The following is a 25,448-nucleotide window of genomic DNA, read 5'->3' as shown; positions in this document are numbered from 1 at the left end:
CCCCGAAGTCCGACGGCTGGCCGCTCTGTCTGCGACAAGCTATGTCGGATTCAATGCCCGAACCGGCGATTCTGACGCCAATTTGTTCAGAACTTCGCCAGCCATCCCGGAATATGCCCGATATCAGGCAGCACAACATCAGCCATTGGCGCCAGCGCGTCGGCTTGCGCAAGTCCGGTCAGCACTCCGACTGTAGTCATGCCTGCCGCGCGCCCGGCTTGCAGGTCGTGAAGGCTGTCGCCAACCATGGCGACCCGTTCGGGGGAAACCTCAACATGCGCAGCAAACGCCAAAAGCTGCCCCGGACCCGGCTTGAAACCGTGCCCGCTGTCATACCCCGCGACAAAATCAAAGTGATCGCGAATACCGGCCGAGGCCAGATGCTCTAACGCGGGCATCTCTCCGTCATTCGTGGCCACGCCCAGTTTCAAGCCTGCCTGCCGTAGACCATCCAAAAAGGGAACCAACGGAACCGCAGGTGCCTGCGGCGCCAAAGCTGACTCGGTATTCAATACATCTATAAGGGCGTCCTGCGTCATTTCAGGAAGATGAGGGGCCAATGCCTCGGCGACCTCCTCCACTGTTCCTGCGATAACGACGCTATCTTCCGAATAAGCCACCTTTTCCAAGTCAAACCCGATAACGCGACCCAGTTCGGCTGCGTGCTGATGATTTCCCTCTGCCAGCCGCAACAAAACGTTGCGCCCAAAAGCCCCCCAAGTGTTTGCGAAATCAAACAGAGTACCGTCCTTGTCGAACAGGATCGCGTCGATGGGCATTGTAGACTCCAGAAAAGTTAGAACTCAGGTCCAGTGAACATCCGCGCCGCCAGACAGAACGACACGCGCTTGGCCAGGCAACTCGTAAGGTACGGAATTGGCATCACAAAAGGCCACCACCCACGAATCGTCAAGCATTAGAAAGTCCAGCACGGACCCAAGGAAACCCGTGTCACCCGCCCCGTCTCTGATGTCCTGAGCGGACGCACCGGTCGAGCCAAGAAACACAGGCAAAAGTTCTTCGTTCCCCACCAGCCAGCCCAGAACATCGAGCGCCAGCGTTTCAGCGGATTGGGCGGAGAGTGCCATAAAAGTGACCCCGGATCAGACATTGGAAAGGGTTTGTTAACCAGACTCATAAAGACTTTGGCAACACATGCAATCAACGGTGACTCATATGTCCGTGCAGGGAACCATCCTTGTCCTAGACGGGACCTCTACCAATCGCATCATGCTGAAAGTTCAGCTGACAGCCGCTTGGTATCACGTGGTCCAAGGCGAAAAACTGGACGGTCTGGCCGGGTTATTAAGGCGTACGCGGCCCGATCTTGTGCTGACGGCGCAATCGCTTCCTGATGGCACTGCCGCGGACGTCAAAAATCTGGTGGCGGCAGACCCCGATCTTGTGGACGTGCCGGTTGTCGCCATTGCCGCGCAAAACAACAGGGCCGCCAGGCTGAAAGCGCTTGGCGACGGATTGGACGATGTCCTTGCCCCGCCTTTCAAAGATACACTATTGCTGGCCCGGGTCCGCAGCCTGCTGCGTGCACGAGCTGACACTCAGGAACTCAAGGTCGGAAGCGGGTCGCAGCCGATTGGCTTTGCTGAACCTCTTGCGGGCTTCAATGCTCCGCGAAAGAAAGCGCGTGTTGCTGTTCTTGCCCAGACTTCCAGAACAAGCGCGCTGTGGCACAAGGCGCTGTCAGATCGCACGCGCCATAACCTGACCGCTCACACATCCTCGAATTTGCAGAGGCTTTTGTCTGGGCCGCTTCCGGATGCAATCGTAGTTGAAATCGGAGCGAACGCCTCAGATTTGAATACCCTTGCCGATCTCAGGTCCAGGGGGGCAACGCGGCGAACCGTATTGATCGGGGTTCTGCCCCAAGAAAACGCCGCTCTCGCGTCCGAGGCGCTTGATCGTGGGGTGGATGCGATCTGTTTGGGCGGTTTTTGCCCCGAAGAAGTTTTACTGAGACTGGATAACCAGATCGCTCGAAAAATCAGAATGGACCAAATGCGCGCGTCGCTTCACCGCGGGATCGCTGAATCCTGGATCGACCCCCTGACCGGCCTTCACAATCGTCGCTATGCAATGCGGGCAATGGATCAGATCGCTCGGAAATCCTCTCGGGTCGAGCAGGGATTTGCAGTTATGCTGGCTGATCTGGACCATTTCAAATCCATTAACGACCGCTATGGCCACGACGCGGGCGACTTTGTTCTGACCGAAGCCGGACGAAGGATGGAGCGCACAGTCGGTTCATCTGGCTTCGTCGCTCGCATAGGTGGCGAGGAGTTTCTGATTGGTTTGCCAGAAACGACCCAAGCATCGGCCCTGTCCACGGCCCGTACCCTGTGCGACTGTATTCGCCAGACACCGTTTGCGCTGCCCGGCTCTTTGAACAGGGTGCCGGTGACAATCAGTATCGGGCTTATCGCGACCCAACCGCCACATTCGCAACGGGAACCGTTGGATGGTTTGATAAAATCCGCCGATACCGCGCTTTATGCCGCGAAACGGGCCGGAAGAAATCAGGTTCGGGTCAGACAATGCGCTGCCTGACACTTCAATTCTTTTTCTTGTGGTCATGCGGCCCGCGCCGAATGACTTCTTCCAGCCGGTTCGCATAGGCCGCGCGCTCGGCATCGGTCATCGCCGAAATGCGAGCAAGCCACTTGTTCTGCAATGCAACTTGCAGTTCGGCCGTGGACTGCGCTTGTCGGGTCAGAAGGGTCTGGAGGGTGGCCGGGTCAAAAGGTTCGGCGCGCAATGCCTCGTTCAGCGCCGCAAAGTCCTGATACCGACTGCTGGCCCCTTTCCTGTGCCGGTCCGACAAATCCCCACGCAAAGCCTTCCGGTCCTCTTTCGGCAAGGCCCGATAGAGCGCCGAACCAAAGCCGGGCGGAGCCTTGGCGCGTTCGCCTCCTTTGACACGAAGGGTCGCTCCAACGGCAATTCCGATGATCAGCAAGTTCAGGGCCATGGAAACGCCCAACAAGACTGGCATCCACCGACGCTCGGGTTTTGGGCTATCGCTCATTCGGCGTCCTCCAGAAATGATGTATCAAGATCCGCGAGCACTATGCTGGTGTCTTGACCGAATAGAATTGTAGCCGGGTCCGGCAGGAAACCCGGCGCGGCAAAACCGATCCAAACCCCTGCAACACTGGCCGCAACCAGCCCGCCCATGCCTTGCCAACCTCCGACGCCGTCAACAATCCGCGTCCAAAGCGCCCGAGAGGGCTTGCCTTCTGGCTTCGTCAGGCCGAGGCGCACTTCTTCCGCGTCGGTCAAGATGCGAACCGCAAGCGCGTCAGGCAACTCTGGCCGGCCCTGCCGGGCCTGCGCAAACAACTGATCCAAGCGTTTTTCGTCTTCAGTCATCGGTCATACCCCAGTTCATCTCGTCTTCCGGCCAATATCCCTGTCAAAGCCCGCTTGCCACGAGCAGTCAGGCTCTCGACCGCTTCTACGGAAATGCCCATGATCCCGGCAATCTCGGGGTTGGGCAATTCTTCGATATGCCGCAATACAACGGCCTTTCGCTGACGCTCGGGCAGTTGCGACAAGGCCAGTTGCAGCGCATCCTTGCGGGCGTTGTCCTGCATGCGCTCGGCAACACTGGCCTGACCATCCTCTGGCTCAGGAATCTCTGCCAGTCGGTCAGGTTTTTGCTTGCGCAGGTGATCCACGCACAGGTTCATCGTTACGCGGTACAGCCATGTTGAAACCTTGGCCTGCCCCGAAACCCATTCCGGAGCCACCTTCCACAGGCGCATCATGGCCTCTTGCGTGACATCTTCGGCCTCAGCCCGTGACCCCAGCATCCGTAGGGCAACCGAAAAACTTCGCGGCCCAAGCCGGTCAGTCAGAACGCGCGCGGCGGCTGCATCGCCAAGGGCGAACTGACCCAGCAAGACGTCATCGCTGGGCGTGTCCGCGGTGCAGGCGGCACCGCGAACATCGTTCAGTGGAGAGGTCAGATCCTCCATCCCGCATCAGCTGTCGTCAGAACCGCCCTTGTCGCGTTTCTTGTGGTGCCGGCCCATCTTGCTTTTCGCATCCGCAAATTCCTGTTCCGAAATCGCACCGCTATTGTCTGCGTCTATACGGTCAAACATCTTGTCAGCGCGGCGCGGTTTGGGCAACTCATCCTCGCTCAGAAAACCGTCCTGATTGGCATCGTGCCTCTCGAACATCTTCGAGACGCGCTCGTTCACCTTCTTTTGGCTGGCCGCCTGCAGTTCCTCAACGCTCAACTGGCCATCGCCGTCAGTATCGGCGTCGGTGAATCGCTGGCTTCGGTGGGCCTGCATTTCTTCAAGCGTCACCTGACCGTCATTGTTGGCGTCTAGTTCTTCAAAGGTCACAGGTTCGTGACCGCGCGGACCTGCCGCCAGAACCGAGGTACCTGTAATCGCGACCGCAGAAAGGACAATCGCCGGGATAAACTTCGCGCTTTTCATATCGGTTTTCCTTTGTTTGTGCGGTGTCTTTGCCGCTGCTCACATAGGTTCAAACGTGGCGATGCGCGGATTCCGTCGCAGAAACCCGAAAAAGTTTATTCACTGCGCAGGCGCACAAAGCGACGCACCCCCCTTTTCTGCAGCGGAAAAGATGCGCAATATCCCTCAAACTGGAACGTGTGAGTATCACAATGACAGATCAGACGATCGACACCATAGCCCAGCACGAACGCCCGACCTGGCCTGCATTGGTCAAAGGGTTTCGGTGCCGTTGCCCGAAATGCGGTGAAGGAAAGCTTTTGCATAGCTATCTAAAGGTGAACGACAGTTGCGCGTCCTGTGGGCAAGAACTGTTTCACCACAGGGCGGATGACGGCCCGGCTTACCTGACGATTCTGCTGGTCGGACATTTGCTGGCACCTGCTCTGCATGTCTCATACGTGCATTGGCGGCCCGAGCCTTTGACGATGTTCCTGATATTCGCGATAGGCTGCACGGCGCTATCCCTTTTCCTATTGCCCCGACTGAAAGGTGCCGTGGTCGCCTATCAATGGGCGCGCCGCATGAACGGGTTTGAAAAGTCGTAATGACCCGGACTATCCAGATGGGCACATCATGACGGTTGATAAAACAGCGATCCGTGACGCGGCGACGGTTATCGTTCTGCGGGACCGTATGACAAAGCCGTCCATCCTGATGGGGCAACGTGGGGCTAAAGCCGCGTTCATGCCCAATAAATTCGTGTTTCCCGGTGGCGCGGTCGACAAGGAAGATGCCGAGATCCCTCTGGCCTCTGCCATGCCGCCCCTGTGCCAAGAACGCCTGGCCGAGCGGTCCGAACCGAACCTCCAAAACGCGCTGGCCGCTGCCGCAATTCGTGAGTTGTGGGAGGAAACCGGGCTGGTTTTGGGGCACCCCGAAGCATGGCCTGCGCCCGCCCCATTGGATTGGACCGGTTTCGCCGAGCTAGGTTATCGTCCGGCGGCCGAGGCACTGCAGTTCGTGTTCCGCGCTGTGACCCCTCCTGGGCGTCCCCGTCGATTTGATGCGCGGTTTTTCCTTGTCGATGCTTCTGCAATTCAAGGGGATCTGGATGATTTCAGCCGCGCGTCGGATGAACTGTCCCATCTGCAATGGGTTCCGCTGGAACGTGCGCGCGAATTCGACCTTCCTTTCATTACCGAAGTCGTTCTGGCCGAAATCACGGCGCGGGTTACAGACACCGCACCGCCAACGTCGGTCCCCTTCCTGCTGAATCAGGAAGAGGAGAGCTTGTTTCTAAAGCTCAAAGGCTATCCTATGCCCTAAGACGACTGATGACAGTTGTGACTTCGGGCTTTTTGCCGATCTCTGCCTTGGCTGTCTGGCGCACAATACGGCGCATCGCTTCTTCCAGCTTGTCGTCATCGCGCAGCGTCTTGGCATCGGCGCGCATCAGGAACTGGTTCAGGTCTTCTTCCAGTACTTCAACCAAGGCCGCCCTGGACGTTCCCAACTCAGGCAGTCCCATCGTATCGCACCATGGTTCGCCCAGTGGTTCGTCTTCATCATCAAGAATGACCGTCACTGTCACATGACCGTTCAGCGCCATTCGGATTCGGTCACGCACCACGCCATCCAAAGCGCCAACCTTGACCGTACCGTCCAGATATGTCCGGCCCGTTTCGACATAGTCCACCACCTGCGGCGCATTGCCGGTCAGGTCCAGCATGGTGCCGTTCACGGCCAGAACACCCGTCCGACCACCGGCTTCGGCAAGTTTCGCGTGCTCGCGCAGGTGTCGATGCTCACCATGCATCGGAATGACGATCTGAGGGTCGATCAACGCGTGCACTTTCTCAAGGTCCGGCCGGTTGGCGTGGCCTGATACGTGATACAAGCCGGAACTGTCATCCACGACATCCACGCCTTTTTCGCTGAGCTGGTTGATGATGAAGATCACGCCCCGCTCGTTCCCCGGAATTGTCTTGGACGAGAACAGGAACAGGTCGCCCTCTTTCAACTCCAGCCCACGGTATTTGCCACGGGCCAGTTGTGCACTGGCGGCGCGACGCTCGCCCTGGCTGCCGGTCACGATCAGCATCAGGTTCTGGCGCGGCACATCCACCGCCTCTTCCGCGCTGATTACTTTGGGGAAATCCGAGAGAATTCCTGTTTCGGTCGCTGCTTCGATCATCCGGCGCATCGCGCGGCCCAGCAAAACGACCGAGCGCCCCGCTTTTTGCCCCGCCTCTGCCAGCGTTTTCACCCGCGCGACATTCGACGCAAAGGTCGTGGCCACGACCATGCCGCTGGCATTTTCGACCAGCTTGGTTATTTCAGGCCCAACCTCGGATTCCGACCGCCCGTCATGGGGGGAAAACACGTTGGTACTGTCACACACCAGCGCCTTGACGCCGGGCTTTGCGACTTCGGCCCAGAGATCCGGGTCGAAAGGTTCGCCCACAACCGGGTTGGCATCCAGCTTGAAGTCACCGGAATGCACGATCCGCCCTTCGGGTGTATCAATGACCAGTGCCGCGCTTTCGGGGATCGAATGTGAAACCGGCAAGAATCCAACCGTGAAAGGACCAACTGAAATCTGCTCTGGCCAAGCAGAAACCGTCTGCACTGCATCTTCAGGATGGCCATGCTCTTCCATTTTGCGTCGCGCAATGTTCGCGGTGAAGGCGCGGGCATAGATCGGCGCGCCCAATGCTTCATAGCAATGGGCAACCGCTCCTACATGGTCTTCGTGGGCATGGGTGACAAACACCGCGTCCAGACGATCCGCACGCTCTTGCAGCCACGAGATGTCGGCGTGGATCAGATCGACGCCCGGCGTTGTATCCATGTCCGGGAATGTCACCCCGAGATCGACGAGGATCAGACGCTCCTGCCCCGGCTTACCATAGCCGTAAACATAGGCATTCATGCCGATTTCGCCTGCACCGCCCAGCGGCAGATAGATCAGTCGTTCACTGCTCATGTTGAGCCATTTTCCTTGTTATAGCGATGGATCACGGTCAGGCCGTGCATCGTCAGGTCATCCTCGATCGCGTCAAACCCAACGTCCGCCTGGTCGAACAGGGGCGCAAGCCCACCGGTTCCAACGACCTTCATCGGCATTCCGTATTCCGCTTTGATGCGGGCAATCAGCCCTTCGATCAATCCCGAATAGCCCCAATACACGCCGGATTGAATACAGCCAACCGTATTCGTACCGATCACCTTTTCGGGACGCGTAATGTCGATATGCGGCAGCGCGGCCGCGCCCTGATGCAATGCCTCAAGGCTGAGGTTGACGCCCGGCGCAATGATCCCACCTACGTAAGCCCCATCCGACGCGACCACGTCAAAATTCGTGGCAGTGCCGAAATCGACCACGACGACATCGCCGCCGTGACGGTCAAACGCGCCAACCGCATTGGCCAGCCTGTCCGGTCCGGGAATAGTGCCTTCGTCAATGCGAGGGGCCACGGGCAGCAGGCATTCAGGTTTACCGACCACCAGCGGTCTGCAACCAAAGAACCTGTCTGCGAATATACGCAGGTTGAAGACCACGCGCGGCACGGTTGAGGCGATGACGACATCCGTGATGTCAGCATCGATGCCATAGTGTTTCACCAGTGTGGAATACCACGTGAAATACGCATCTGCTGTTCGTGAGTGGTGCGTCGACGTGCGCAGAGTGCACAGGAAGGTTTCGCCATCCCAGATCGAAAACACCGTATTCGTATTGCCGCAGTCAATTGCCAGAAGCATTTGAGCCTCCTTCAGAAAAACACATCCGCCGCCGGAATGCTGACGCGGCCTTTGGCGGTGTTTAAGACAAGGTTGCCGCCCGCGTCCACTGTTTCAAAGGTCCCAACCGTCTCGGACGCTGCGGTACGGGCGGTGATCACCTCACCCAGCCGAGCCGCACGCGCAAGCCAGGCGGTGCGGATCGGTTCAAAGCCATAAGTTACGAATTGGCTTTCATACTTTGCAAACGCGGCTGCAAGCTCGGTCAAGAAGTCCTCGGGCGTCACATCCGCGCCGGTTTCCGATAGCAGAGAAACCGGCCGCACCGCACCGGGTTCAATCTCCTGCGCAGATGGGGCTTGGGACAGGTTCACGCCAATCCCAACAGCCAGATGAGATATCCCGCGCCCCTGCCCGGTGCTTTCCAACAAAATGCCCGCCAGCTTGCCACCGTTCAGCAAGACGTCATTTGGCCACTTCAGGGACAGGCCACTGGCGCGACCCGTGACCGCCACACAAGCATCGAATAGGGCAAGTGCTGCCACGAAACTGCGCAACGCAGCGTGTTCCGGGCTTCCCTCGGGGCGTAGAAGCAAGGTCGCCGCAAGGTTGCCCTTTGGGTTCTCCCACGCCCGACCGCGCCGACCCCGGGCTGCTGTCTGGTGGTGCGCCAAAATCCAAACCGGGCCTTGCGCAGTCGACGCGATGCGCGCTGCCTCGTTCAGCGTGCTGTCCACTTCCTGCAAAACGTGCAGGCCATATCCTTGCGGCCATTGGGTCATGTCAAAAAGGCCCGGTCTGATGACCGAGCCTCCTGCGTCTGGATGATGCGGCGATCAGTTGACAAGTGTTGCAGCCGCAGCAGCCGCTGCGCCTTCGACACCGAACTGGTAAAACACCCCGATCAGCATCAAGGCTGCCGACCCCATCAATGCCCCCCACAGCACAGGAGAGGAATTCGTTTCGATCGGGTCATCATTCTCAGCGCCGAAATACATGTAGAACACGATCCGAAGGTAGTAGAACGCCCCAATGACCGAAGATATGGCCGAAACGATTACCAGACCGGTCAGCCCGGCGCCGACACCAGCCTGCCACACGCCGAACTTGGCAAAAAAGCCCAGCATCGGCGGTACACCCGCAAGGCTGAACATCAAGATGAGAACCGCAAGCGCCTTGCCCGGATCGCGTTTTGAATACTGACGCAGCGCGTCGATATCCGTCACCGGCTTGCCATCGCGCTCCATCATCAGGATGAAGGCGAAAGTTCCGATATTCATGGTCACGTAAATCGCCAGGTACATCAGCATCGCCTTGATGCCCATTTCCGTACCAGCTGCCAGACCAATTAGCGCATAGCCCATATGGGCAATCGAGGAAAACGCCATCAGTCGCTTGATGTCTCGCTGACCAATCGCCGCAACCGCGCCCAGCAACATCGACAGGACCGAGAGCAGGACGATCACCTGCTGCCAATCCTTGACCACTCCGCCGAAGGCATCGTGCAGCAGCCGCGCAAACAGAGCCATCGCCGCCACTTTTGGCGCTGTGGCAAAGAAAGCGGTGATCGGCGTGGGCGAGCCTTCGTACACGTCCGGCGTCCACATGTGGAACGGAACAGCCGAGACCTTGAACGCCAGACCCGAGATCAGGAAGATCAGCCCGAACAGCAACCCGACCGAGACGTCTCCGTGGTGAACCGTCTGGATGATGCCCGAGAACAGCGTGGTGCCCGTGAAGCCATAAACCAACGACGCACCGTACAGCAGCAGGCCCGAGCTGAGCGCACCCAGAACGAAATACTTCAGACCGGCTTCGGTGGACTTCGCGCTGTCACGACGCAGGGCGGCCACGACATACAGCGACAGCGATTGCAGCTCTAGCCCCATATACAGGGACATCAGGTCGCCAGCGCTGACCATCATCATCATGCCCACGGCAGCCAAGGCCACAAGCAGCGGGTACTCGAACCTAAGCAGTCCGCGCCGCGCCATGTAATCTTGGCTCATCACCAGAACGGCCGCGGCAGACAACAGGATCGCAACCTTGGCAAAACGCGCGAAACCGTCATCCACAAACATGCCGTTGAAGGCCACGTTGGTGCCATCACCATTCGTCGCGATCCATATCGCAAGCAAAGCCATCAAACCGGCGGTGGCCCATACCAAAGCAGGCGCCAGCCCGTCCTTGGTGGTGTAAACTGCCCCGATCAGCGCCGCCATCGCATACAAAGCCAGAACGATCTCTGGCAGAATTATTGTCAGATCAGCCTGGATCATGTCTCCAAAGCCTCCTTAGTGCGAAGCGGCTGTCTGGGTCACGGCCTCAGCCGCGGCCAGAGCCGTGTCATAGTTAGAAATCAATGCCGCGGTCGAGTTGCCGATAACATCGGTCACAAGCGACGGGTAGACACCCAACAGGATCGTCATAATGATCAGTGGCGCAAAGATCAGCCGCTCGCGCGAACTCATGTCCGTCATCGCCTTGAGGCTTTCCTTGATCAGATCGCCAAAGACCACCCGGCGGTAAAGCCACAGGGCGTAACCGGCCGAAAAGATCACTCCGGTCGCCGCCACTGCGGTCACCCATGTATTAACCTGGAAAGCACCCATCAGTGTCAGGAATTCACCGATAAAGCCCGAGGTACCCGGCAGGCCCACATTGGCCATCGTGAACAGCATAAAGACCAGTGCATAAGCGGGCATGCGAATGACCAGACCGCCATACGCCTCGATATCGCGGGTATGCATCCGGTCATAGATCACGCCGACACATAGGAACAGCGCCGCCGAAATGAACCCATGGCTCAGCATCTGGAAGATCGCGCCATCAATACCCTGCTGGTTCGCCGCAAATATCCCCATGGTCACAAAACCCATATGCGCGACCGAGGAATAGGCGATCAGCTTTTTCATGTCCTCCTGCACCAGCGCCACCAGCGAGGTATAGACGACAGCAATCGCCGACATCCACAGGACCAGATCAGTCATCACAGCCGAGCCCACTGGGAACATCGGCAAGCTGAACCGCAGGAACCCATAACCGCCCATCTTCAGCAGGATCGCCGCCAGCACGACCGAGCCTGCGGTCGGCGCCTGCACGTGTGCATCCGGCAACCAAGTGTGGACCGGCCACATCGGCATCTTCACCGCGAACGAGGCAAAGAAGGCCAGGAACATAAGCGTTTGCATCCCGCCCACGATGTAGACGCCCAGCACGCTGAACCCTTCGGACGAGAACTGATGGCTCATCAGCGCCTCGATATCCGTGGTGCCCGCATCCGCATACATCGCGACCATCGCCACCAGCATCAGCACCGACCCAAGGAAGGTGTAGAGGAAGAACTTGAAGCTCGCATAAATCCGGTTCGCCCCGCCCCATATGCCGATGATCAGGAACATCGGGATCAGACCGGCCTCGAAGAACAGGTAGAACAGCACCAGATCCAACGCCATGAACACGCCCAGCATCAGCGTTTCCAGCAGCAGGAAGGCGATCATGTATTCCTTGACCCGGTCGGTCACGTTCCAGCTGGCCAGAATGGTCAGCGGCATGATGAACGTGGTCAGAAGCACGAACAGAACACTGATCCCGTCGACACCCATCTTGTATTTGAGGCCCAGCAGCCACTCACCTTCTTCCACCATCTGAAAGCCGGTGTTGGACGGATCAAAGCCCGTATAGATGCCGATCGAAACCAGGAACGTCACCGTAGTTGCCACCAACGCGACCCATTTCGCGTTGCGCTGCGCGGGCGCGTCCTCGCCATGCAGAAACAGGGCCAGTATGCCTGCTGCCACGGCGGGGATGAAGGTGACGATGGAGAGGATATTATCCATTAGTGAGCGCCTCCGCCGATCGACATCCAGGTGACAAGGGCCGCGATGCCCAAGACCATCCAGAAGGCGTAAGTAAAGATGTAGCCCGTCTGCGCCTTGCCTGCGAGGCGGGTAAAGAAGGGAACAACGCCCATTGCGACACCGTTCAGGAAGCCGTCAATCGTGTTGCCGTCGCCGCGTTTCCACAGGAAACGACCAAGCGCCACGGTGGGTTTGACGAAGATCGCGTCGTAGATCTCATCAAAGTACCACTTGTTCTTGAGGAACAGGTAGAGCGGGCGCTGATTCTGAGCCAGACGTCCCGGCAGTGACGGGTTCACGATGTAGAACCAGTACGCCACGACAAAGCCCAACAGCATCGCAACGAACGGCGAAACTTTCACCCATTTCGGGGCTGCATGCGCGTCGTCCAGAATGTGATTGTCCGGTGCCATATACAGGGCACCCTCACCCGGCTCACCTGCAAAGACGTAGTGATGGTCGCCATGAGCGTCTTTCTCACCATGGTCGTCATCCGCGTGATCGTCACCGTGGCCAACTTCTGCGTGGCTGTCATCGCCATGCGCATCGGCTTTGCCGTGATCGCCATCCTCGGCATGTTCCGACGCCTCAGCAACCGGAATACCATAAAACTTGCCGACCTTGTCCGCGTGGCCGAAGAAATTGCCATACCAGATCATGCCCGCAAAGACCGCACCCAGGGAAAGAACACCAAGCGGCACCAGCATGACCATTGGGCTTTCATGCGCGTGATCATGTGTATGCTTGTCACCGCGCGGCTCACCGTAGAAGGTCAGGAAGATCAGACGCCAGCTATAGAAGGACGTGAACGCCGCCGCGATCACAAGCAGCCAGAATCCGTAGGCCGAACCACCTGCATAAGCGCTCTCGATGATTGCGTCCTTCGACAGGAAGCCTGCAAAACCGAACGTGGTCAGCGGGATGCCGACACCAGTAATGGCCAGCGTGCCGATCATCATCGCCCAGAACGTATAGGGTATCTTTTTGCGCAGCCCACCATACTCGGTCATCTCTTGTTCATGATGCATGGCGTGGATCACCGAACCCGCACCAAGGAACAGCAGCGCTTTGAAAAAGGCATGCGTGAACAGGTGGAACATGGCCGCTGAGTACATGCCGACACCCGCAGCGACGAACATATAGCCCAACTGCGAACAGGTCGAATAAGCGATGACGCGCTTGATGTCGGTCTGAACCAGACCCACGGTCGCCGCAAAGAACGCGGTCGAGGCACCCAGCACGGTGATGAACCCGGTCGCACCCGGTGCGAACTCCATCAACGGCGACATGCGGCAGACGAGGAATACACCTGCGGTCACCATGGTCGCGGCGTGGATCAGGGCTGACACAGGCGTCGGGCCTTCCATCGCGTCTGGCAGCCAGGTGTGAAGGATCAACTGCGCCGACTTACCCATCGCACCGATGAACAGCAACACGCAGATCACTTCGATCGCGGTCCATTCGCCCCACAGGAAATGCAACTGCGTTTCCGCAAGCTCTGGGGCTGACGCGAAAATGTCCGAGAAGTTGATGCTGTCCGTGAGGAAGAACAGCGCGAAAATCCCCAGCGCAAAGCCAAAGTCTCCTACGCGGTTCACGATGAATGCTTTCATCGCGGCAGCATTGGCGCTCGGTTTACGGTAATAGAACCCGATCAGCAGATAAGACGCGACGCCCACGCCTTCCCAACCAAAGAACATCTGCACCAGATTGTCCGCAGTCACCAGCATCAGCATCGCAAAGGTGAAGAAGGACAGATAGGCAAAGAAACGCGGTTTATAGCTCTCGCCCTCGCGCCATTGCGGGTCGTGATCCATGTAGCCGAAAGAATAGAGGTGCACGAGCGCCGAGACAGTCGTCACCACGATCAGCATGATCGCGGTCAGACGGTCCAGACGAATGGCCCAGCTTGTCGACAGCGATCCGCTCTCGATCCAGCGCATGATCTCGATCTGTTGTGTCACCCCGTCGAAGGTGAAGAACACGATCCATGACAACAGACAGGCCAGAAACAGCAGGCCCGTGGCCGTCCACATAGCTGCCTTCTCACCAATGAACTTCCAGCCGAAACCGCAGATCAGCGCGCCCACCAGCGGGGCAAAGAGGATGGTGGTTTCCATGTTCCCTTACCCCTTCATCATATTGACGTCTTCAACCGCGATGGTGCCGCGGTTGCGGAAGAAGCAGACCAGAATGGCCAGCCCAATCGCCGCCTCAGCCGCCGCAACGGTCAGCACAAACAGCGTAAACACCTGCCCGACCAGATCGCCGAGGAAGCTGGAGAACGCCACGAGGTTGATATTTACCGCCAGCAGCATCAACTCGATGCTCATCAGCAGGATGATGACGTTCTTGCGGTTCAGGAAGAGACCGAAGATGCCGATAACGAACAGCGTCGCCGCGACCGTAAGATAGTGTTCAAGTCCGATCATCGTCTCATAGTCCTTCGAATTTCTCTTTCCCATTGCGAAGCTCTGGGAACGCCGCCGCACAGGCGCAGTTTTCTTTCGATTCCATATATTCTTCGACCCGGAAGTCACTTTGTTCGAGTGTGGATTTCAAAGACTCCCATGAGTAACTTGTTTCCGATGACGCAAACTGAACTAGAATTTCAGCCGCTTCATCGGATCCATCGAAGCTTGTTTGATCCAAATCTCGTCGAAGCCGAGTGACAGACATCAATGTACGCCCTGTCTCACAAGCAGAAATGATGAGAGTTTCTGTTTCAGTACATCCGGCCTCGTCGTCACAAATGCCGCCAACTTCTTGGTAGGAAACAACCCCCGGGCCAATGATTTGATGCCCGGTTTCAATCCAATGATGTGAGAACACCGGCTGTCCATCGCAGTCCGCCATTGGAAACGCGACCACTGACAAAGGTATACTTGCCACAACAAAGCCAGATATGAAGGCTTTGAACCTCACAACCCCTGCCCCGGTTTCACGTCCTTCAACTCCATCGCCTTGGCCGGGTCGCGCATCATCTGGCCGATGATGTCCTGACGCTTGATGTCCTGACGGTGGCGCAGCGTCAGCACGATGGCGCCGATCATAGCCACCAGCAGGATCAGGCCCGCCAGTTGGAACAGAAGGAAGTATTGATCGTAAAGGATGACGCCCAGCGCCTCGGTGTTGTGTCGGTCCGCCGGGACCGGCTGGGCAAGGTTAGCCGCCGCACCCTGAGCGCTATCCCATGCGCCGAAGGCCATGACGAACTGCATCAGGATCACAAGGCCGATCAGCAAGGCCAGTGGCATATAGCGCGCCATCTCGGCCTTAAGCTCGGCAAAGTCCACGTCCAGCATCATCACCACGAATAGGAACAGCACCGCGACCGCGCCCACATAGACGATGATCAGCAGCATCGCCACGAACTCGGCCCCCAGCAGAACGAACAGCCCCGCCGCAGACAGGAAGGACAGGATCAGCCAAAGCACCGAGTGCACCGGCTGGCGGCTGATCACCGTGAACAGCCCGCCGGTGATGGCGCTGATGGCAAACAGGTAGAAGGCAAAGACTGTCATTGATCCTCATCCTCGTTGTCGCCCATGACTTCCTGCGCCAATTCCAGCGCGCGGGTCATGGCCGGGATGCCGGCAAAGACCGACATCTGACCGATCGTTTCCACGATCTCTTGTTTCTTTGCGCCCGCCTCCAGCGCATGGCGTACAGTCTGGCGCACGGCGGTATCGGCCTGTGCGCCCTGACAGGTCAGCCCGGCCAGTGTCAGCAACAGACGGGTCTTGGCATCCAGCCCGTCGGTGTTGACGGTGTTGCCGAACATCATCTCCATGACCTCTTTCGGCATAGTCGGCCACAGCGCCTCGAACCCTTTGGGCGAGAAATTCTCCATCGCCGGGTTCATCGCCTTGGCCATGTCCTGAGCCTGCTTCATCATCAACTCGAACGGATTTGTCGGCGTGTCAGTCATCGGTACGGCGCGTCCATTTCCAGATTGCGGGCGATCTCGGCCTCCCAGCGTTCACCGTTCGACAGGAGTTTTTCCTTATCGTAGAACAGCTCTTCGCGGGTTTCGGTCGCGAATTCAAAGTTCGGGCCTTCGACAATGGCATCGACCGGGCACGCCTCTTGGCAGAAGCCGCAATAGATGCATTTGGTCATGTCGATGTCGTACCGCGTGGTGCGGCGGCTGCCGTCCTCTCGCGGTTCGGCGTCGATGGTGATGGCTTGCGCCGGGCACACGGCCTCGCAGAGTTTGCAGGCGATGCAGCGTTCCTCGCCGTTGGGATAACGACGCAGGGCGTGCTCGCCCCGGAACCGCGGGGACAGAGGGCCTTTTTCGTGCGGGTAGTTCACGGTGGCTTTCGGGGCGAAGAAGTACTTCAGCCCCAGCTTCATGCCGACCCAGAAGTCTTGCAGAAGGAAGTACTTGGCGGCGCGGGTGTAGTCGATTTGGGTCATATCAGCCTCCTACGCTCCAACGGGCGAACGCGCCCCAGAACCAGTCAAACCTTGCAGCGAAGGCCACGAACACCACCCAAACCAAGCTGAACGGCAGGAAGACTTTCCAGCCCAACCGCATCAATTGGTCATAGCGGTAGCGAGGCGTGATCGCCTTGACCATCGCAAACAGGAAGAAGAAGAACGCCATCTTCGCGACCATCCACAACACGCCATCTGGCAGGCCCGGGATCGGCGACAGCCAGCCGCCGAAGAACAGCAGCGAGGTCAGCGCGCACATCAGGAAGATGGCGATGTATTCACCGGCCATGAACAGCAGGAAGGGTGTGGCCGAATATTCGACCTGATAGCCCGCGACCAGTTCCGATTCAGCCTCGGGCAAGTCAAACGGCGGGCGGTTGGTTTCAGCCAAGGCTGAGATGAAGAACAGGAAGACCATCGGGAAATGCGGCAGCCAGTACCAGCTAAAGAACCCGAACGAGCCATCCTGCGCACGCACGATATCGCCAAAGTTCATCGAGCCGGTCGAGATGATGATGCCGATGATGATCAGACCGATTGAAACCTCGTAAGAGATCATCTGAGCGGCCGAGCGCAGCGATCCAAGGAACGGGTACTTTGAGTTCGACGCCCAACCGCCCATGATCACGCCATAAACTTCCAGAGAAGATACGGCGAAGACATAGAGGATCGCGACGTTCAGATCGGACAGAACCCAGCCGTCGTTGAACGGGATCACGGCCCAGGCGATCATCGCCAGCACGAAAGAGGTCAGCGGTGCCAGAATAAAGACCGTGCGGTCTGCACCGGCCGGGATCACGACCTCTTTGACCACATATTTCAGCGCATCCGCCACCGATTGCAGCAGGCCATAGGCACCAACCACGTTGGGTCCGCGTCGCATCTGGACGGCGGCCCAGATTTTGCGGTCGCCGTAGACGAGGAACAAGAGCGAGATCATCACAAAGGCAACAACGGCAAGCACTTGCGCCAGAATGATGATGGCTATTCCGCCTGGGGTGTTAAAGAAATCAGCCATTGGTCCTCACACCGTGGGTATTCCGTTTTCCGCGCGTGACGCAAAGGCCAGATGCCTGCGCGTTTCGCGGCTGGGTCGGCGCGTTGGTGTAAACAGCATCTACTGCCATTGCGCCACCCTTATTCTTTCGCTTCAAACGCAATTCGGACGCAGGTACCTGCCACAAGGCGGCCGCGCGCGCGTGCGATATGAAAAGGTTCTGGTTCATTCGGCCGCAATCTTTTCGGATTTGCGGGCTTGCGCCTGCGCTGACAGTTCGGCCATCAACTGAGAGGCGCGCGCGACCGGGTTGGTCAGGTAGAAATCCTTGACCGCGCTCCGGAAGGTCGCTTTCCCCAGCGGACCGGCCTCAAGCGGCTGAACCTCGTTTTCGATCACCTGGTCGATCTGAGCCAGATGCGGCACAGCTTCGATCAACGCGCTGCGGAGTTGCGCCAACGAATCGAATGTAAGCGTAGCGCCAAGTTCAGCGGACAGAGCGCGCAAAATGGCCCAGTTTTCCTTGGCCTCACCCGGGGCAAACCCCGCGCGCATCGCCAGTTGCGGTCGCCCTTCGGTGTTCACAAACAGGCCGTTTTCTTCCGTATAAGCGGCACCCGGCAAGATCACATCCGCGCGATGAGCGCCGCGATCACCGTGGCTGCCCTGATAAATTACAAAGGCGCCTTCGCCGATCTCAACCTCGTCCGCACCGAGATTATAGATCACGTCTGCGGCGCTGATTGCGTCCATACCGCCTTCGTTGGTGGCCGCCACATCCATCGCGCCCACGCGCGACGCGGCTGTGTGCAGAATGAGCAGTCCGCTTTCTGTATTGGCGGCTATCGTCTGCGCAGCGGCCAAAACTGCTGCACCGTCTGCCTCTTGCAGCGCGCCCTGCCCAACGACGACCAACGAGCGTTTGGCCTTGATCTCGTCATCACCACCCATATCAAGGACTTTTTGCAGCGCGGCACGGTCATCGCCCATGTGGTGATAGTCATAGGTCAAATCCGCAGCCGGACCGACCAAGGCAACCTCGGCCCCGTGCGCCCAAGCCTTACGGATGCGCGCATTCAGCACCGGAGCTTCGTCCCGAGGGTTGGTTCCGATCAGCAGGATACGCTCGGCCATGTCGATATCTTCGATGGCGGCAGTCCCGGCATAAGCACCACGATTGCCCGCAGGCAGCTTGGACCCGTCGGTACGGCATTCGACGACACCGCCCTGCCCTTCGATCATCTGCTTAAGCGCAAAGATTGCCTCGACCGGAGCCAGATCGCCTACGATACCGGCGGGCTTTTCAGCACCTTTGAGTGCTTCGGCGACCTTGGTCAGCGCTTCGGGCCATGTGGCCGGACGCAACTTGCCGTTTTCGCGCACATAGGGCTTGTCCAGACGCTGACGGCGCAGCCCGTCCCAGACGAACCGGGTCTTGTCGCTAATCCATTCTTCATTCACGCCGTCATGGTTGCGCGGAAGAAAGCGCATCACCTCGCGCCCTTTGGTATCCACACGGATGTTCGAGCCCAGAGCATCCATGACGTCGATGCTCTCAGTCTTAGTCAGCTCCCACGGACGAGCGGTAAAGGCATAAGGCTTTGAGGTCAGCGCCCCAACCGGGCACAGATCAATAATGTTGCCCTGCAGGTTCGAGTCTAGCGTCTGGTTCAGGTACGAGGTGATCTCGGCATCTTCGCCACGCCCCGTCTGGCCCATCTGGGTGATCCCGGCGACCTCGGTGGTAAAGCGCACGCAACGGGTGCAGCTTATGCAGCGGGTCATCGCCGTGCCGACCAGCGGACCCAGATCCAGATCGTCAACGGCACGCTTGGCTTCCTTGAAGCGTGTACCAGACAGACCATAGGCCATCGCCTGATCCTGCAAATCACACTCACCACCCTGATCGCAGATCGGGCAATCCAGTGGGTGATTGATCAGCAAAAACTCCATCACCCCTTCGCGGGCCTTCTTGACCATGGGCGAATTCGTCTTGACCACAGGCGGCTGACCCTCCGGTCCCGGTCGCAGATCACGCACCTGCATCGCGCAAGACGCCGCAGGCTTCGGTGGCCCCCCTACAACCTCAACCAAACACATCCGGCAGTTCCCGGCGATCGACAGACGTTCGTGGTAACAGAAACGCGGCACCTCGACCCCGGCTTGCTCACAAGCCTGGATCAGGGTCATCGCACCATCGACTTCGATTTCCTGCCCGTCGATATTGATCTTGCGGAGGTCAGACATGGCTTTCAGTTCGCCCTCAAATACACGCCAATGGCGCTGTTTCTATCGATTTCCTTCTTGCCCAACGTGCAGAAGGATTTGGGGTTTTCGTAGGACGCACCGTTTTGCGCCAGATACGCCTCGCCCTTGGCGCGCATCCGGGCTTTTTCAGCGTCAGACTCCACGTACTCTCGGATTTCCTTGTCCGAATACCCCAGTTCGTTTGCTTTGGACCGGAGGTTCCACATCACGCCTATCGCCTTCAGCCGACGTCCGGTGATCGTCGGGCAAATCTCCGAAATCTCGTTTGCGATAGCGATGTAGTAAAGTTCGTTGTCGATCTCTTTGACATCGCGCAAAGGCGCTTTGGCCTGAGCCAAGTCCGGGAAAGTCAGCAAATACGTTGCGACAAGCAATTTCGCACCCAGCCGCACGACGCCAAACTGCTCGGAAAGCCCGAAACCTCTGGTGCGCCTAATGGCTTGATATGCGAAAGTGCGTTTCATGGGCGCAGGCACTTTCCGGCAAATGTCAGCTTGTCATCACTGATGCGCAGGTTCTGCGGATCCGTATCCGGCCCGACTTTCCAATCAATCCGAGACGAGCCAAAATTCGCGATACAGAACTTGGTTCCCTCGTAGCGCCCAGCCTCGCGCGCTCCGTCAAGCGATGCAGACACCCCGTTCACCACCACGGTAAAATCGGTAAGCGACACTTTCTTGTCGACGACTTTTGCCTTTGCGCGAAAGTACTGACCGTCAAAAACCACGCGGTCAGCGGACGGCGTAACCAATCCACACGAAGACACGAATACCAGGGCGGCCAACGCGCCAAGAACCCGGGCATGCGGTGCCGTTCGGTAAGACCGGGAAGCCAGATGATCGTCTCGCAATACCATCAGAACGCGGCCACCAACGCCAGAATTGCCGTGACGAACATGCACGCCCAGCCAACCACATAAAGAACAGAACGCAACCCACTGTAAGGTTTGCCAATTCCACGGACGTGAACAAACAGCATTGCCAGACGCGCCAAAAGCGCAATCGACGCCAGCAGGTTCACCCAGAACGGGCTGACACTCATCAATATCGCGGCGAATGTAACCGCTGCATAAGCTGGCAGCGTTTCGGTTCCGTTCAAATAGGCACGGTTCAGGCGATAGGCCCGGTCCTCATAATCCTGCTCGGGCGAGGCACCCGGAGCCAGCCCTTTACCCTGCTTGGCCAATGCCGTGAACGGCGCCAAGAACAGCACGGCAAGAGTGAAAACCATCACCGACGCGACTGCGTGACCGTATTCTGTAAAAACGTCCATGCCCTTTACTCCGCTGCCATCGCACCCAAACGACCCGATTTCTGAGCCTTGATGCGATCTTCAATCTCTTCGCGGAAGTTGCGGATCAGCCCTTGGATCGGCCATGCGGCGGCATCCCCCAGGGCGCAGATCGTGTGACCTTCGACCTGTTTGGTCACGTCGAACAACATGTCGATCTCTTCCAGTTCAGCCTCGCCCCGAACCAGACGGTCCATAACGCGCATCATCCAGCCTGTACCCTCGCGGCACGGCGTACACTGACCACAGCTTTCGTGTTTGTAGAACTTCGACAGCCGCCAGATGGCCTTGATGATATCAGTGGACTTGTCCATCACAATCACCGCCGCCGTCCCAAGGCCCGAGCCAAGATCGTTGCGCAGATAGTCGAAATCCATGATCGCATCGCGCATGTTCTCGCCCCGCACACACGGAACAGACGAGCCACCCGGAATGACCGCCAGCAGATTGTCCCAGCCACCGCGAATACCGCCGCAATGGGTTTCGATCAGTTCCTCGAACGAGATCGACATCGCCTCTTCGACCACACAAGGGTTGTTCACATGGCCTGAAATCGCGAACAGCTTTGTGCCAGCGTTGTTCTGACGGCCAAAACCGGCAAACCAGTCCGCGCCACGGCGCAAGATGGTAGGTACAACCGCGATGGATTCCACGTTGTTCACTGTGGTCGGGCAACCATAGAGGCCAGCTCCCGCCGGGAACGGAGGCTTCATCCGCGGCATACCCTTCTTACCCTCAAGGCTTTCGATCAGCGCGGTTTCTTCGCCGCAGATATACGCGCCCGCGCCGTGATGCAGGAACAGGTCGAAATCCCAACCCGAGCCAGCGGCGTTCTTGCCCAGCAGCCCGGCGTCATAGGCTTCGTCAATCGCGGCCTGCAGCGCCTCGCGCTCGCGGATATACTCACCGCGCAGGTAGATATAGCAAGCATGCGCATTCATTGCGAAAGAGGCGATCAGGCAACCTTCGATCAGCGTATGTGGATCATGGCGCATGATCTCGCGGTCCTTGCAGGTGCCCGGTTCGGATTCATCTGCGTTCACAACCAGATAGGCCGGGCGTCCATCGCTTTCTTTGGGCATGAACGACCATTTCAGACCAGTCGGGAAGCCCGCACCGCCACGACCGCGCAGGCCCGAGTCTTTCATCGTCTGGATGATCCAGTCACGGCCCTTTTCGATCAGGCCAGCCGTGCCGTCCCAATGCCCGCGCGCCTGCGCACCACGCAATGTGCGCTCATGCATCCCGTAGATGTTGGTAAAGATCCGGTCCTGATCCTTCAGCATCGCGTGTTACCTTCAGCTATCCTGACGCATGCGCCAGAGTTGAAAAATGTTGACGCCCGCATAGATGAAACCCGCCAGAGCAGCGAGATCAAACAACACCGCATGACGCGCTGTCAGTTGCAGGGCCGGGCCAACGAACAGGTTCATGGCAAGCCAGAACAACATCGTCACGGCGATGACGATGCCTATGTGACGGCCCTTGCGGGCTATGGCTTGTTCTTTGTCCTTGTTCATCTCACCCTGATGCCCCGGATGGGCACCGTTGTTCCATTTTCGCAAGCGCCGCTAAAAGCCGCGCTTATCGCAGTTTCAAATTCACTCGCCAGCAGCGAGTTCGGCGGCTTGTTCGATCCAGCCATCGCGCTCGATCCGGCCCTTGAACTTCAGTTGCGCGTCCACCCAGGCCACCTGTTCAGGTGTCCAACTCGCAATCTGGTCAAAGTGGAAAAACCCAAGCGCATTCAGTTTTTCTTCCAGCTTCGGTCCGACCCCTTTCAACAGTTTCAGGTCGTCGGCCTTGCCGTCTCGTGCTGCCGTCATAGTTTCGGGCTGCACTTCCTTGGCCTTCGCCTCCTCTGCCTGCTTTACCGCTGGTTTCGCTGGCGCAGGCGCTTTCGGTGGTTTCGGCGCAGCCTTGGTCGCGGCCGCCTTACCATCCGCACCCAGCCAAGGCGTCAGAATCGGGACTTCGGTCCCGTCGATACGCTTGACCGTGTCGCCCAGATCGGTCGCAATCTCAACACTGGCGTTGTATTTGGGCTTTCCAGCTTCGTACTCGTTCAGGCTGCTCAGGCCACTCAGCGGTTCCGCCGCATAGCGCCCATTCTGCGGTCCCGGTGTTGGCACCTTGCCCGCAACCAGATCGTCGATGATCTTGCCAAAGCTCTCAGCCGTCAGGTCTTCGTAGTAATCCTTGCCGATCTGAGCCATCGGCGCATTGGTGCAGGACCCGAGGCATTCGACCTCCTCCCAACTTAGCTTGCCATCGGCGGACAGCTCATGCGGCTTGGCGGCGATCTTGTCCTTGCAGATAGCGATCAGATCTTCGGCCCCGCAGATCATGCAGGACGTTGTGCCGCAGACCTGAATATGCGCGACAGAGCCAACCGGCTGCAGTTGGAACATGAAGTAGAACGAAGCGACCTCAAGCACGCGGATATAGGCCATGCCCAACATGTCCGCGACAGATTCAATCGCCGGACGGGACAGCCATCCCTCTTGCTCTTGCGCGCGCCACAGCAGCGGGATCACCGCACTGGCCTGACGACCCTCGGGGTATTTCGTGATCTGCGCTTCGGCCCATTGCTGGTTTGCAGCGGTGAAAGCAAAGCTATCGGGTTGTTCGGGGTGAAGGCGTCTAAGCATTAAGAGTCTATCCGGTAGTCCGAAGCACAAGCTGTTTCTAGCTCCGTAGAGAGCCGTAGAGCTTTGGCGACAATTTCATCTTCCTTGCAATGACCAATTTCCAACGCGCACTGCACTGCGTCCTTAAGCACCAGCCTGATGTCGTCGACGTGTTTGATTGCGTTTGGGCCTGCGACGATTTTAAACAACTCGAATTCCGAGCTCCAGGTATCCAAGCCATAGTCAAGATTAGTCTTCTTATCCTGTTTGTCAGTTTTCAAACGAGGCAATGAACCCATGTATTTTACGTATTCAACGGTTTCCAAGCAGACTCTTACAACGTCCACATTTCCCGAGGAGTGGTTTGCAGATGCACTGCCAGAAATCATTAATGCAGATATCATCGTGAGCACAAAAGTCTTCACCGATCAATCTCCCCGAACACAACGTCCATGGTGCCGATGATGGCGGCGACGTCGGCCAGTTGATGGCCTTTGGCGACGTGGTCCATGGCTTGCAGGTGCAGGAAGCCCGGCGCGCGCAGCTTTGCGCGGTAGGGTTTGTTAGTGCCGTCGGCGACCAGATAAACGCCGAACTCGCCCTTGGGGGCTTCGACGGCGGCATAGACCTCGCCCGCAGGGACGTGGAAGCCTTCGGTATACAGCTTGAAATGATGGATCAGGCTTTCCATCGAGGTCTTCATGTCCGAGCGTTTCGGCGGGGTGATTTTACCTCGCGCCAGAACGTCTCCGGGGCATTCGCGGATCTTTGCGATCGCCTGACGGATGATCGACAGCGACTGGCGCATTTCTTCCATGCGAACAAGGTAACGGTCATAACAATCACCGTTCTTGCCAACCGGAATCTGGAACTCGAACTCGTCATAGCATTCATAGGGCTGCGCGCGGCGCAAATCCCATGCCAGACCCGAGCCGCGTACCATCACGCCCGAGAAGCCGTATTTCTGGATGTCATCCTCGGACACCACGCCAATATCGGCGTTGCGTTGCTTGAAGATGCGGTTTTCGGTCAGCAGCCCGTCAATATCATCCAGAACGGCAGGGAATTCGTGGCTCCATGCCTCGATATCGTCCAGCAGTTCGGGCGGCAGGTCCTGATGTACACCACCGGGGCGGAAATACGCGGCGTGCAGGCGGGCACCGCAGGCGCGCTCATAGAACACCATCAGCTTTTCGCGCTCCTCGAACCCCCACAGAGGCGGAGTCAGCGCGCCCACATCCATCGCCTGCGTCGTCACGTTCAGCAGGTGGTTCAGGATGCGCCCGATCTCGGAATACAGAACCCGGATCAGCGAGCCTCGGCGCGGCACTTCCACACCGGTGAGTTTCTCAATCGCCAGACACCAGGCATGTTCCTGATTCATCGGCGCGACGTAGTCCAGTCGGTCGAAATACGGCAGATTCTGCAGATACGTCCGGCTTTCCATCAGCTTTTCGGTGCCACGGTGCAGCAGGCCGATATGCGGGTCGCAGCGTTCCACGATCTCGCCGTCCAGCTCAAGCACAAGACGCAAAACTCCATGCGCCGCAGGGTGTTGCGGGCCGAAGTTAATGTTAAAATTGCGGATCTTCTGTTCTCCGCTCAGCGCGTCCGTGCTGCCGTCATCGTATCTTGAGCCGTCCATCAACGCCCTCGTTTCTTCTTCGCTTCGGCCCGAACCCGGACCTTTTCGGCCTCGGCCGCTTTGGCTGCGGCCCCTGCCAGCAATACGCCCAGCGCGCCCAGAATTATCAGTTCGCCCATCATG

The 25,448-nt window shown here is 58.2% G+C and carries 31 protein-coding genes; 3 read left to right on the top strand and 28 right to left on the bottom strand.

Features of this window, described 5'->3' with window-relative positions; all coding sequences use genetic code 11:
- Positions 1–86: 86 nt before the first annotated feature.
- Together ACR0KS_RS02860 and ACR0KS_RS02855 are read right to left on the bottom strand one after the other, a co-directional pair.
- On the bottom strand, positions 87–779 hold the full coding sequence (locus ACR0KS_RS02860) for an HAD family hydrolase (protein ID WP_170562434.1): 693 nt from the start codon (positions 777–779) through the stop codon (positions 87–89).
- Positions 780–803: 24 nt separating this feature from the next.
- Positions 804–1,088 carry a DUF3572 domain-containing protein gene (locus ACR0KS_RS02855; RefSeq protein ID WP_170562431.1) on the bottom strand — a complete coding sequence of 95 codons (285 nt, stop codon included), beginning with the start codon at positions 1,086–1,088 and terminating at the stop codon, positions 804–806.
- A gap of 88 nt (positions 1,089–1,176) precedes the next feature.
- Between ACR0KS_RS02855 and ACR0KS_RS02850 the strand changes: the two genes are divergently transcribed.
- Positions 1,177–2,565 carry a diguanylate cyclase gene (locus ACR0KS_RS02850; protein WP_170562429.1) on the top strand — a complete coding sequence of 463 codons (1,389 nt, stop codon included), beginning with the start codon at positions 1,177–1,179 and terminating at the stop codon, positions 2,563–2,565.
- Positions 2,566–2,569: 4 nt separating this feature from the next.
- Here ACR0KS_RS02850 and ACR0KS_RS02845 read toward each other — a convergent pair whose 3' ends face one another.
- From ACR0KS_RS02845 to ACR0KS_RS02830, 4 genes are read right to left on the bottom strand one after another with little or no spacing between them, the layout of a single operon-like run.
- Positions 2,570–3,043 (bottom strand): periplasmic heavy metal sensor, encoded by a 474-nt coding sequence (locus ACR0KS_RS02845; protein ID WP_170562425.1) that lies wholly within the window; start codon positions 3,041–3,043, stop codon positions 2,570–2,572.
- Positions 3,040–3,387: a hypothetical protein gene (locus ACR0KS_RS02840; RefSeq protein ID WP_170562422.1), complete on the bottom strand. Its 348-nt coding sequence runs from the start codon at positions 3,385–3,387 to the stop codon at positions 3,040–3,042. Before ACR0KS_RS02840 ends, ACR0KS_RS02845 begins: the two co-directional genes overlap by 4 nt.
- The gene (locus tag ACR0KS_RS02835; RefSeq protein ID WP_170562419.1) at positions 3,384–3,995 is read right to left on the bottom strand and encodes an RNA polymerase sigma factor; all 612 of its coding nucleotides are present in this window, start codon (positions 3,993–3,995) and stop codon (positions 3,384–3,386) included. The genes ACR0KS_RS02840 and ACR0KS_RS02835 overlap by 4 nt, the downstream gene beginning before the upstream one ends.
- A gap of 6 nt (positions 3,996–4,001) precedes the next feature.
- Positions 4,002–4,469: an EF-hand domain-containing protein gene (locus ACR0KS_RS02830; RefSeq protein ID WP_170483776.1), complete on the bottom strand. Its 468-nt coding sequence runs from the start codon at positions 4,467–4,469 to the stop codon at positions 4,002–4,004.
- Positions 4,470–4,660: 191 nt separating this feature from the next.
- Here ACR0KS_RS02830 and ACR0KS_RS02825 point away from each other — a divergent pair, with 191 nt between their 5' ends.
- Complete coding sequence (locus tag ACR0KS_RS02825; RefSeq protein WP_170384220.1) at positions 4,661–5,056, top strand: DUF983 domain-containing protein; 396 nt, start codon at positions 4,661–4,663, stop codon at positions 5,054–5,056.
- A 28-nt stretch (positions 5,057–5,084) separates the two neighbouring features.
- Positions 5,085–5,777 (top strand): NUDIX hydrolase, encoded by a 693-nt coding sequence (locus ACR0KS_RS02820; RefSeq protein WP_170483778.1) that lies wholly within the window; start codon positions 5,085–5,087, stop codon positions 5,775–5,777.
- On the opposite strand, the gene ACR0KS_RS02815 is transcribed toward ACR0KS_RS02820, so the two are convergent.
- The 22 genes from ACR0KS_RS02815 to ACR0KS_RS02710 form a co-directional block, all read right to left on the bottom strand.
- Positions 5,767–7,437, bottom strand: coding sequence for a ribonuclease J (locus ACR0KS_RS02815; protein WP_170562417.1), 1,671 nt, complete (start codon positions 7,435–7,437; stop codon positions 5,767–5,769). The two genes, ACR0KS_RS02820 and ACR0KS_RS02815, sit on opposite strands and share 11 nt — an antisense overlap.
- Positions 7,434–8,213 carry a type III pantothenate kinase gene (locus ACR0KS_RS02810; protein WP_170548832.1) on the bottom strand — a complete coding sequence of 260 codons (780 nt, stop codon included), beginning with the start codon at positions 8,211–8,213 and terminating at the stop codon, positions 7,434–7,436. The genes ACR0KS_RS02815 and ACR0KS_RS02810 overlap by 4 nt, the downstream gene beginning before the upstream one ends.
- Positions 8,214–8,224: 11 nt before the next feature.
- Positions 8,225–8,974, bottom strand: a complete 750-nt coding sequence (locus ACR0KS_RS02805) for a biotin--[acetyl-CoA-carboxylase] ligase (RefSeq protein ID WP_170562414.1) — start codon at positions 8,972–8,974, stop codon at positions 8,225–8,227.
- 54 nt (positions 8,975–9,028) lie between these two features.
- Positions 9,029–10,471 (bottom strand): NADH-quinone oxidoreductase subunit NuoN, encoded by a 1,443-nt coding sequence (gene nuoN, locus ACR0KS_RS02800; RefSeq protein ID WP_170410840.1) that lies wholly within the window; start codon positions 10,469–10,471, stop codon positions 9,029–9,031.
- A 15-nt stretch (positions 10,472–10,486) separates the two neighbouring features.
- Positions 10,487–12,031: an NADH-quinone oxidoreductase subunit M gene (locus ACR0KS_RS02795; protein ID WP_170483789.1), complete on the bottom strand. Its 1,545-nt coding sequence runs from the start codon at positions 12,029–12,031 to the stop codon at positions 10,487–10,489.
- The gene (nuoL, locus tag ACR0KS_RS02790; RefSeq protein ID WP_170562411.1) at positions 12,031–14,172 is read right to left on the bottom strand and encodes an NADH-quinone oxidoreductase subunit L; all 2,142 of its coding nucleotides are present in this window, start codon (positions 14,170–14,172) and stop codon (positions 12,031–12,033) included. Before nuoL ends, ACR0KS_RS02795 begins: the two co-directional genes overlap by 1 nt.
- Before the next feature lie 6 nt (positions 14,173–14,178).
- Positions 14,179–14,484, bottom strand: coding sequence for an NADH-quinone oxidoreductase subunit NuoK (gene nuoK / locus ACR0KS_RS02785; RefSeq protein ID WP_005984024.1), 306 nt, complete (start codon positions 14,482–14,484; stop codon positions 14,179–14,181).
- 4 nt (positions 14,485–14,488) lie between these two features.
- Entirely contained in the window at positions 14,489–14,977 is a 489-nt protein-coding gene (locus tag ACR0KS_RS02780) for a hypothetical protein (protein WP_170562408.1), read from the bottom strand.
- Complete coding sequence (locus tag ACR0KS_RS02775) at positions 14,974–15,576, bottom strand: NADH-quinone oxidoreductase subunit J (protein ID WP_039534292.1); 603 nt, start codon at positions 15,574–15,576, stop codon at positions 14,974–14,976. Before ACR0KS_RS02775 ends, ACR0KS_RS02780 begins: the two co-directional genes overlap by 4 nt.
- Positions 15,573–15,983: a carboxymuconolactone decarboxylase family protein gene (locus ACR0KS_RS02770; RefSeq protein ID WP_170384237.1), complete on the bottom strand. Its 411-nt coding sequence runs from the start codon at positions 15,981–15,983 to the stop codon at positions 15,573–15,575. Before ACR0KS_RS02770 ends, ACR0KS_RS02775 begins: the two co-directional genes overlap by 4 nt.
- Positions 15,980–16,474: an NADH-quinone oxidoreductase subunit NuoI gene (gene nuoI / locus ACR0KS_RS02765; RefSeq protein ID WP_170384239.1), complete on the bottom strand. Its 495-nt coding sequence runs from the start codon at positions 16,472–16,474 to the stop codon at positions 15,980–15,982. The genes ACR0KS_RS02770 and nuoI overlap by 4 nt, the downstream gene beginning before the upstream one ends.
- A gap of 1 nt (position 16,475) precedes the next feature.
- Positions 16,476–17,513, bottom strand: a complete 1,038-nt coding sequence (nuoH, locus tag ACR0KS_RS02760) for an NADH-quinone oxidoreductase subunit NuoH (protein ID WP_170384241.1) — start codon at positions 17,511–17,513, stop codon at positions 16,476–16,478.
- Between the two features lie 204 nt (positions 17,514–17,717).
- Positions 17,718–19,739, bottom strand: a complete 2,022-nt coding sequence (gene nuoG / locus ACR0KS_RS02755; RefSeq protein WP_170562405.1) for an NADH-quinone oxidoreductase subunit NuoG — start codon at positions 19,737–19,739, stop codon at positions 17,718–17,720.
- Between the two features lie 5 nt (positions 19,740–19,744).
- Complete coding sequence (locus ACR0KS_RS02750; RefSeq protein WP_170562402.1) at positions 19,745–20,224, bottom strand: DUF5333 domain-containing protein; 480 nt, start codon at positions 20,222–20,224, stop codon at positions 19,745–19,747.
- Entirely contained in the window at positions 20,221–20,616 is a 396-nt protein-coding gene (locus ACR0KS_RS02745; protein WP_480693106.1) for a hypothetical protein, read from the bottom strand. Before ACR0KS_RS02745 ends, ACR0KS_RS02750 begins: the two co-directional genes overlap by 4 nt.
- Positions 20,616–21,032 carry an MAPEG family protein gene (locus ACR0KS_RS02740; RefSeq protein ID WP_170562399.1) on the bottom strand — a complete coding sequence of 139 codons (417 nt, stop codon included), beginning with the start codon at positions 21,030–21,032 and terminating at the stop codon, positions 20,616–20,618. The genes ACR0KS_RS02745 and ACR0KS_RS02740 overlap by 1 nt, the downstream gene beginning before the upstream one ends.
- A 5-nt stretch (positions 21,033–21,037) precedes the next feature.
- On the bottom strand, positions 21,038–22,336 hold the full coding sequence (nuoF, locus tag ACR0KS_RS02735) for an NADH-quinone oxidoreductase subunit NuoF (protein ID WP_170483801.1): 1,299 nt from the start codon (positions 22,334–22,336) through the stop codon (positions 21,038–21,040).
- A gap of 12 nt (positions 22,337–22,348) precedes the next feature.
- Entirely contained in the window at positions 22,349–22,570 is a 222-nt protein-coding gene (locus ACR0KS_RS02730) for a DUF5337 domain-containing protein (protein WP_170384982.1), read from the bottom strand.
- Positions 22,571–22,651: 81 nt separating this feature from the next.
- Entirely contained in the window at positions 22,652–23,701 is a 1,050-nt protein-coding gene (gene nuoE, locus ACR0KS_RS02725) for an NADH-quinone oxidoreductase subunit NuoE (RefSeq protein ID WP_170562396.1), read from the bottom strand.
- Entirely contained in the window at positions 23,701–24,105 is a 405-nt protein-coding gene (locus tag ACR0KS_RS02720) for a hypothetical protein (RefSeq protein WP_170562394.1), read from the bottom strand. The genes nuoE and ACR0KS_RS02720 overlap by 1 nt, the downstream gene beginning before the upstream one ends.
- The gene (locus ACR0KS_RS02715; protein WP_170384253.1) at positions 24,102–25,325 is read right to left on the bottom strand and encodes an NADH-quinone oxidoreductase subunit D; all 1,224 of its coding nucleotides are present in this window, start codon (positions 25,323–25,325) and stop codon (positions 24,102–24,104) included. The genes ACR0KS_RS02720 and ACR0KS_RS02715 overlap by 4 nt, the downstream gene beginning before the upstream one ends.
- Positions 25,325–25,447, bottom strand: coding sequence for a hypothetical protein (locus ACR0KS_RS02710; RefSeq protein WP_257599041.1), 123 nt, complete (start codon positions 25,445–25,447; stop codon positions 25,325–25,327). Before ACR0KS_RS02710 ends, ACR0KS_RS02715 begins: the two co-directional genes overlap by 1 nt.
- Position 25,448: the final 1 nt, after the last annotated feature.

It is taken from the genome of Ruegeria sp. BC7 (assembly GCF_056539165.1).
The sequence above is the reverse complement of the archived record's forward strand: the minus strand, read 5'-3'. Positions and strand labels throughout refer to the sequence as shown.